At 70.8% G+C, this 6,951-nt stretch carries 4 protein-coding genes; 1 reads left to right on the top strand and 3 read right to left on the bottom strand.

Annotation, left to right across the window (positions count from 1 at the left end; all coding sequences use genetic code 11):
* Together nrdR and glyA are read right to left on the bottom strand one after the other, a co-directional pair.
* On the bottom strand, positions 1 to 414 hold a 414-nt coding region (gene nrdR / locus B8460_RS08495), incomplete at its 3' end, for a transcriptional regulator NrdR (RefSeq protein WP_048861159.1).
* A gap of 12 nt (positions 415 to 426) precedes the next feature.
* Positions 427 to 1,707: a serine hydroxymethyltransferase gene (gene glyA / locus B8460_RS08490; RefSeq protein WP_048861158.1), complete on the bottom strand. Its 1,281-nt coding sequence runs from the start codon at positions 1,705 to 1,707 to the stop codon at positions 427 to 429.
* A gap of 125 nt (positions 1,708 to 1,832) precedes the next feature.
* On the opposite strand from glyA, the gene B8460_RS08485 reads away from it, so the two are divergent.
* Positions 1,833 to 3,302, top strand: coding sequence for an amino acid permease (locus B8460_RS08485; protein ID WP_048861157.1), 1,470 nt, complete (start codon positions 1,833 to 1,835; stop codon positions 3,300 to 3,302).
* 10 nt (positions 3,303 to 3,312) lie between these two features.
* Here B8460_RS08485 and B8460_RS23615 read toward each other — a convergent pair.
* Positions 3,313 to 6,951 (bottom strand): autotransporter outer membrane beta-barrel domain-containing protein (locus B8460_RS23615; protein WP_048861156.1); only part of this gene is annotated, 3,639 nt, incomplete at its 5' end.

Below are 6,951 nucleotides of genomic sequence, written 5' to 3'. Positions count from 1 at the left end.
CTTCGCCTCGCGGAAGTTGCGATAGACGCTGGCGAAGCGGACATAGGCGACCTGATCCACCTCCTTCAGCGTCTCCATCACCAGCTCGCCGATCTGCTTGCTGGAGATGTCGTTCTCGCCCGAGGCCTCGAGCTGGCGGACGATGCCGTTGACGATGCGCTCCACCCGCTCCTCCTGCACCGGGCGCTTGCGCAGCGCGATGCGGATGGAGCGGGCGAGCTTGTCGCGGTCGAACGGCACCCGCCGGTTGTCCGACTTCACCACCACCAGCTCGCGCAGCTGCACGCGCTCGATGGTGGTGAAGCGCTGCCCGCAGTTCTGGCAGAACCGGCGACGGCGGATCGCAAGTGCGTCCTCGGTCGGCCGGCTGTCCTTTACCTGCGTGTCGTCATGGCCGCAGAACGGGCAGCGCATCGGACCGGCGGTTCAGCGCGCGGCGTAGATCGGGAAGCGGGCGCACAGCGCCTTGACCCGCGCGCCGACCGCCGCCTCCACCGCCTCGTTGGTGCCGTCGTTGGACTTCGCCAGCCCGTCCACCACCTCGGCGATCATCATGCCGACCTCGCGGAACTCGGCGGTGCCGAAGCCGCGCGTCGTCGCCGCCGGCGAGCCGAGGCGGATGCCCGAGGTGATCGCCGGCTTTTCTGGGTCGAACGGGATGGCGTTCTTGTTGGCGGTGATGTGCGCGCGCTCCAGGCTCGCCTCCACCGCCTTGCCGGTCGCCCGCTTCGGCCGCAGGTCTACCAGCAGGAGATGGCTGTCGGTGCCGCCCGTGACGATGTCGAGACCCTGTTCCATCAGCGTCTCGGCCAGCACCCGGGCGTTGTCCACGACGGCGCGCGAATAGGTGCGGAACTCCGGCTTCAGCGCCTCGCCGAAGGCGGCCGCCTTGCCGGCGATGACGTGCATCAGCGGGCCGCCCTGCAGGCCGGGGAACACCGCGCTGTTGAACTTCTTGCCCAGCTCCGGGTCGTTGGACAGGATCATGCCGCCGCGCGGGCCGCGCAGCGTCTTGTGGGTCGTCGTGGTGACGACATGGGCGTGCGGCAGCGGGCTCGGATACAGGCCGGCGGCGACCAGGCCCGCGAAATGCGCCATGTCCACCAGGAAATAGGCGCCCACCTCGTCGGCCACCCGGCGGATGCGGGCGAAGTCGATCACGCGCGGATAGGCGCTGCCGCCGGCGATGATCATCTTCGGCTTCTCGGCCCGCGCCAGCCGCTCCAGCTCCTCGTAGTCGAGCAGCCCGTCCTCGCGCCGCACGCCGTACTGCACGGCATGGAACCACTTGCCCGACAGGTTGGGCGCGGCGCCGTGCGTCAGGTGCCCGCCCGCGGCGAGGCTCATGCCGAGGATGGTGTCGCCCGGCTTGATCAGCGCCAGGAACACCGCGCCGTTGGCCTGCGCGCCCGAATGGGGCTGCACGTTGGCGTATTCGCAGTTGAACAGCGCCCGCGCCCGGTCGATCGCCAGCTGCTCGGCCACGTCCACATAGAGGCATCCGCCGTAATAGCGCCGGCCGGGATAGCCCTCGGCGTATTTGTTCGTCAGCACGCTGCCCTGGGCTTCCAGGACGGCAGCGGAGACGATGTTCTCGCTGGCGATCAGCTCGATCCCGTCCTGCTGACGGGCAAGCTCATGTTTCAGCGCAGCGGCCAGCTCGGGGTCGGTCTCGGCCAGCGGGGCAGCAAAAAAGCCGTTGGTCATCTCGTTCCTCGGGTTGTCCGGATCGTTGGGTGAATTGGCGCACCCTTAGCATGAGCGCCGCGCTATGCCAGCCTTCCTGGCTTGTGCGCGGCGCCGCGGCGGACGCCGGCCGATAAGGAGCCCGCATGTCCGAGACGACGTCCCCCGCCCCGCTGTTCGCCCGCAAGACGGTGGCCCAGCTATCGGCCGATCATCCGGACGGCCACACGCTGCGCCGCGTCCTCGGCGCCTGGCACCTGATCGCGCTCGGGATCGGGGCGATCATCGGGGCGGGGCTGTTCTCGCTCACCGGCATCGCGGCGGCGGACAACGCGGGGCCGGCGGTCGTGCTGTCCTTCCTGGTCGCCGCCGTCGCCTGCGGCTTCGCCGGGCTGTGCTACAGCGAGCTGGCCAGCATGATCCCGGTCGCCGGCAGCGCCTATACCTATGCCTATGCCACCATGGGCGAGCTGGTGGCCTGGATCATCGGCTGGGACCTCGTGCTCGAATACGCCGTCGGCGCCGGCACGGTGGCCGTGAGCTGGTCGCGCTATGTCGGCTCGCTGCTGGGCGATTACGGCCTGTCGCTGCCGCCCCGGCTGACGGCCTCGCCGTTCGAGGGCGTGGACCTGCCGGGCGGGGCGCACACGGTCGGCCTGGTCAACCTGCCGGCGGTCGCGGTCGTGGTGGTGATCTCCGCGCTGCTGATGCGGGGGGTGCAGGAATCGGCGCGGGTCAACGCCGTGATCGTGGTGGTGAAGGTCGCGGTGGTGCTGGCGGTGATCGGCTTCGGCGCCGCCTATATCAACACCGCCAACTGGCACCCGTTCATCCCGCCCAACACCGGCCATTTCGGCGAATACGGCTGGTCGGGCATCCTGCGCGGGGCGGGGACGATCTTCTTCGCCTATATCGGCTTCGACGCCGTCTCCACCGCGGCGCAGGAGGCGCGGTCGCCGCAGCGTGACATGCCGATCGGCATCCTCGGCAGCCTCGCGATCTGCACCGTCCTGTATGTCCTGTTCGGCCTCGTGCTGACCGGCGTCGTCAACTACCACGACATGAAGGGCGACGCGGCGCCGGTCGCGACGGCGATCGGGCGGACGGCGTTCCCGTGGCTGAAGACGACGGTCAAGCTCGGCGTCATCTGCGGCTATACGACGGTGATCCTGGTGATGCTGCTGGGCCAGTCGCGGGTGTTCTACGCCATGGCGCGCGACCGGCTGCTGCCGGGCGTGTTCGCGACGATCCATCCGCGCTGGCAGACGCCGTGGCTGTCGAACGTGATCTTCATGCTGTTCACCGGGCTGATGGCGGCCTTCGTGCCGATCTCCGTGCTCGGCCACATGACGTCGATCGGCACCTTGCTCGCGTTCGTCATCGTCTGCGCCGGCGTGATCGTCCTGCGCCGGCAGGAGCCGCACACCCGCCGCGACTTCTTCGCCCCCGGCGTGCCGGTCACGCCCATCCTCGGCATCGCGAGCTGCCTGCTGATGATGGTCTCGCTCGACGCCGGGACGTGGGTGCGCCTCGTGGTGTGGCTGGCGATCGGCCTCGTGATCTTCTTCGCCTACGGCCGCCGCCACTCGCGGCTGGCGGCGGCGCGCGCGGGGTAGCGGCGGCCGCTCAGAACTGCGCGCTGACCGACAGCAGGCCGCCGTTGCTGGTGAACGGCCCGGCGAAAGCGCCGATATATTCCAGCCGCAGGTCGATGCCGTGCCAGGCGGTGAGCTGGCCGCCGGCCGCGAGGTGGCCGACCACGTTGCCGAGCGGGACGGAGGTGGTGAACCGCCCCGTCCCCGCCGGCGCGCCCTGGAACGCGCTGCCGACGGCCCAGCCGCCCTGCGACAGCACGCTCAGCCCCGCGTCGGCGAACACGCGCAGCGGCAGCCCGGTCTGCGCGTCGAGCCCGCGCCCGATCTCCACCGACGGCGTGCCGATCACCACCGTCTCGTCCGCCGCCCCCATGGACAGCGCGACCGTCGTCGGCGTGCCGGTCGGCAGCGTCTCCGACGTGGCACCCGTGCGCGCATAGATCACGTCGAGGGCGAAGTCCGGCCGGACATAGAACGCGCCGGCATCCAGCCGGTACGCCGCCTCCAGCCGCCCGCCCAGCGTCTCGGTGGACGGCGCGCTGCGCGCCAGCCCCTCGATCGTGTCGAAGCTGATCAGGCGCGACAGGTTCCACGACCCGACGCTGCCGCTCAGGCCGGCCGCCAGGTCCCACGGCCCCGCCTCGCGCTCGATCGCGAGGCCGCCATAGCCGGCATCGCCGTTGCCGCTGACCGGCACGCCGCCGCTCGTGGACAGCATGCCGATCTGATAGGCGAGCGCGCCGTTCAGGTACCAGTCCGGCGCCACCTCGGTCCGGCCGCCGAGCTGATAGGCCACGGTGTCGATGCCATAGGAGGAGATGCCCCCGCCGCCGCCCTGCGTGCCGCCGCCGATGACGCGCATCCAGGCGCAGCCGTGATCGCCCTCGATGATCTGCCCGGCGGCGAGGGTGGAGCAGTTGAGCAGCGTGTCGGCGAACGCCTGCGCCTCGAACGGCAGGCGGGCGCCGACCGTGAGCAGACCGTCCGGGGACAGCGCGCCGATCTGCGAGCCGTAGACGGACGGTCCCCGCTCCGCGTACTGCTCCAGATGGGCGAACAGCGTGCCGAAATCGGTGTTGCCGCCCGCGTTCCACACCGACAGCAGTCCGTCCGCCACAGCGCGTTGCGCGCGGTTCAGTCCGAAGGTCGACGGCGCGAAATCGGCGCTCGTCGCGCTGACCGACAGCGTGTTGCCCGTCCGCGCGAGGCCATACCCCACCAGCACGCCCGGATTGACGCTGATGCCGTCCAGCGTCACCGGGCCGTTGAGGGTAATCAGGCCGATGTCGCGATACGGCAGCAGGCTTTGCGGGATGATCGCGATATGGCCCGCGAGGCTCGCCGGACCGTTGAGCGTCAGCGTATCGCCGCTGCGGCTGTTGAAGTCGGTGTTGAACACCAGCGTGCCGGACGGCGTCTGCGTGAAGCTGCCGTTGACGGTGGACGCGCCGAACACCAGCGGCGGGTCGAGCATGGTGATGGTGCCGCTGTTGACGACATTGCCGCCGACCGTTCCCTCGTTGAACGTGGCACCCGCCTCGTTGGTGAAGGTCCCCACCGTTAAGTTGCCGCTGCGCAGCGAGACGTTGCCGGTGACGGTGCCGTAGTTGTCCACGTTGGTGACACCGAAGCCGTTGGAGACGATGGCGTTGTTGTTTGCCGCCCCCAGCGTGCCGGTGGCCCCGATCGTGACCTTGTTGGTCACGTAGTCGGTGTCGGTCCAGACGCCCCAGCCCTGCGCGCCGCTGCCGCCCATCACGTGGCCGTTGATGGTGACCTGCACGCCGCCGCTGCTCGACGTGCCGTTCGAGGCCTGCCCGACGCTCTGGGCATAGATGCCGACCGAATTGGTGCCCGTCGCCGACAGCGTGCCCGCCTGCGTGATCGAGACGGTGCCGCCAAGCCCGGCCGACCCGGCGGCGCCGAAGCTGCCGGCATGCACCACGCCGTCATTGCCGTTCGTCGCGATGCCGCCGCCCGCGCCGATCGACTGCGCGAAGATGCCGTGCGCGGCCGCACCCGTCGTGGTGATCGTGGCGTTGCCGGTGTCGATCGTCACCGCCCCGCCGTTGCCGTGCGTGACCTGCAGCGTGCCGTTGGGCGGCGCGCCGCTGAGGGTGGTGGCGCCGGACGCATACCCGCCGACGCCGCCGCCGCCGCCGATCGACTGCGCGACGATCGCGCTCGACCCGTCGCCGGTCGTCGTGATCGTGCTGCCGCTGCCGAGCGTGAGGTTGATCGCCCCGCCATTGGTATAGCTATTGGTATTGCCGGTCGGCGTGATGCTGACCGGCGTGCCCGGATTGGTGCCGGCGATGCCGCCGCCGCCGCCGATGCTCTGCGCGAGGATGCCGTAGGCATCGGCGCCGCTGGTCGCCAGCCGCAGCGGCACGTCGTCGATCGTCACCGTCCCGCCATTGCCCGCCGCCCCCGACCCGGCGCCGAGCTTGATGGTGATCGGGGCGAAGAAGCCGAACACGCCGGGGCTGACCGACGTGCCGGCCGAGACCACGCCGCCGCCGCCGCCCACCGATTGCAGGAAGATTGCGTGCGCGCCGTCGCCCGCCGTGGTCACGGTGGACGGGCTGCTGCCGGTCAGGGTCACGGCCCCGCCGTTGCCGCCGCCCCCGCCGCCGCCGTTGCTGCTCACGCCGAGCGAGAAGATGCCCGAGGCATAGGTCTGGTCGCTCCCCGCGAGGCCGCCGCCGCCGCCCACGCTCTGGCCAAGGACGCCGAACGCCCAGAACCCCTGCGTGCTGATCGTCGCCTCGCTCAGGTCCACGTTGGCCGCGCCGCCGGCCCCTCCTCCGCCGCCCGATCCGCCGAGCGCGAAATTGAGGTGGACGTTCAGCAGGTTGCCGAGCCCGGTCGGGCCGCCGGCGATCGCCGCCCCGCCCTTGCCGCCGCCGCCGCCCACCGACTGCGCGACCGCCCCTTCGGCATAGTCGCCGGTCGTCGCGATGGTCCCGCCCTCGACATTGAGGGCGACGGCGCCGCCATCGCCGCCGCCCCCGCCGGACGCGCCGAACGAGAGCGAGATGTTCAGCCCCGGAAACAGCGACGCGAAGGCGCTGGTGATGCTGCCGGTATTGAGGCCGTTCTCGCTCGCCTGCTTCCGCAACTCGCCCAGATAGGTGAAGAACGCGTCGAACGGCGCCTTGATCTTGCCGAGCGTGCTGTCCGACGAGCCGTCCGACCCCGCGTCGCCCGCCGCGCCGCCGCCACCGCCCACCGATTGCGCGAACACGCCGGCCGCGTCCTGTCCGGCGGTCGTGATGTGGCCCTGCACCGTGACGCTGACCGCCTGCCCGTTGCCGCCGGTGCCGCCGTCGGTGCCGGCATTGATGGTGATCGACGGGCGGGTGCCGCCGTAGAACGGCCCCTTGTAGCTGTCGTCCAGCGCGCCCGCGATGTCGTTGAAGGTCGGCAGGCCGAGGCTGAAGGAATTGCCCTGCGACGCGCCGCCGCCGCCGCCCACGCTCTGCGCGAAGATGCCCATCGCACCCGAGCCGAGCGTGCTGATCGAGGCGTCGGGATAGAGCGTGACATCGACCGTGCCGCCGGTGGCACCCGACCCGCCCTTGCCGCCGAGGGCGGCGCTGAAGGACAGGTTGGTCCACGAGCTGGTCAGGTTCTTGGTCGACGAGCTGCCGAACCCGCCGTTGCCGCC

Source organism: Acidisphaera rubrifaciens HS-AP3 (genome assembly GCF_000964365.1).
Lineage (GTDB): Bacteria > Pseudomonadota > Alphaproteobacteria > Acetobacterales > Acetobacteraceae > Acidisphaera > Acidisphaera rubrifaciens.
This window is presented reverse-complemented; position numbering and strand designations above follow the sequence as displayed.

Bases quoted from the DNA above. Each gene is read 5' to 3' on its own strand.
- B8460_RS08485 (WP_048861157.1), top strand. From the start codon at position 1,833: ATGTCCGAGACGACGTCCCCCGCCCCGCTGTTCGCCCGCAAGACGGTG.
- glyA (WP_048861158.1), bottom strand. From the start codon at position 1,707: ATGACCAACGGCTTTTTTGCTGCCCCGCTGGCCGAGACCGACCCCGAG.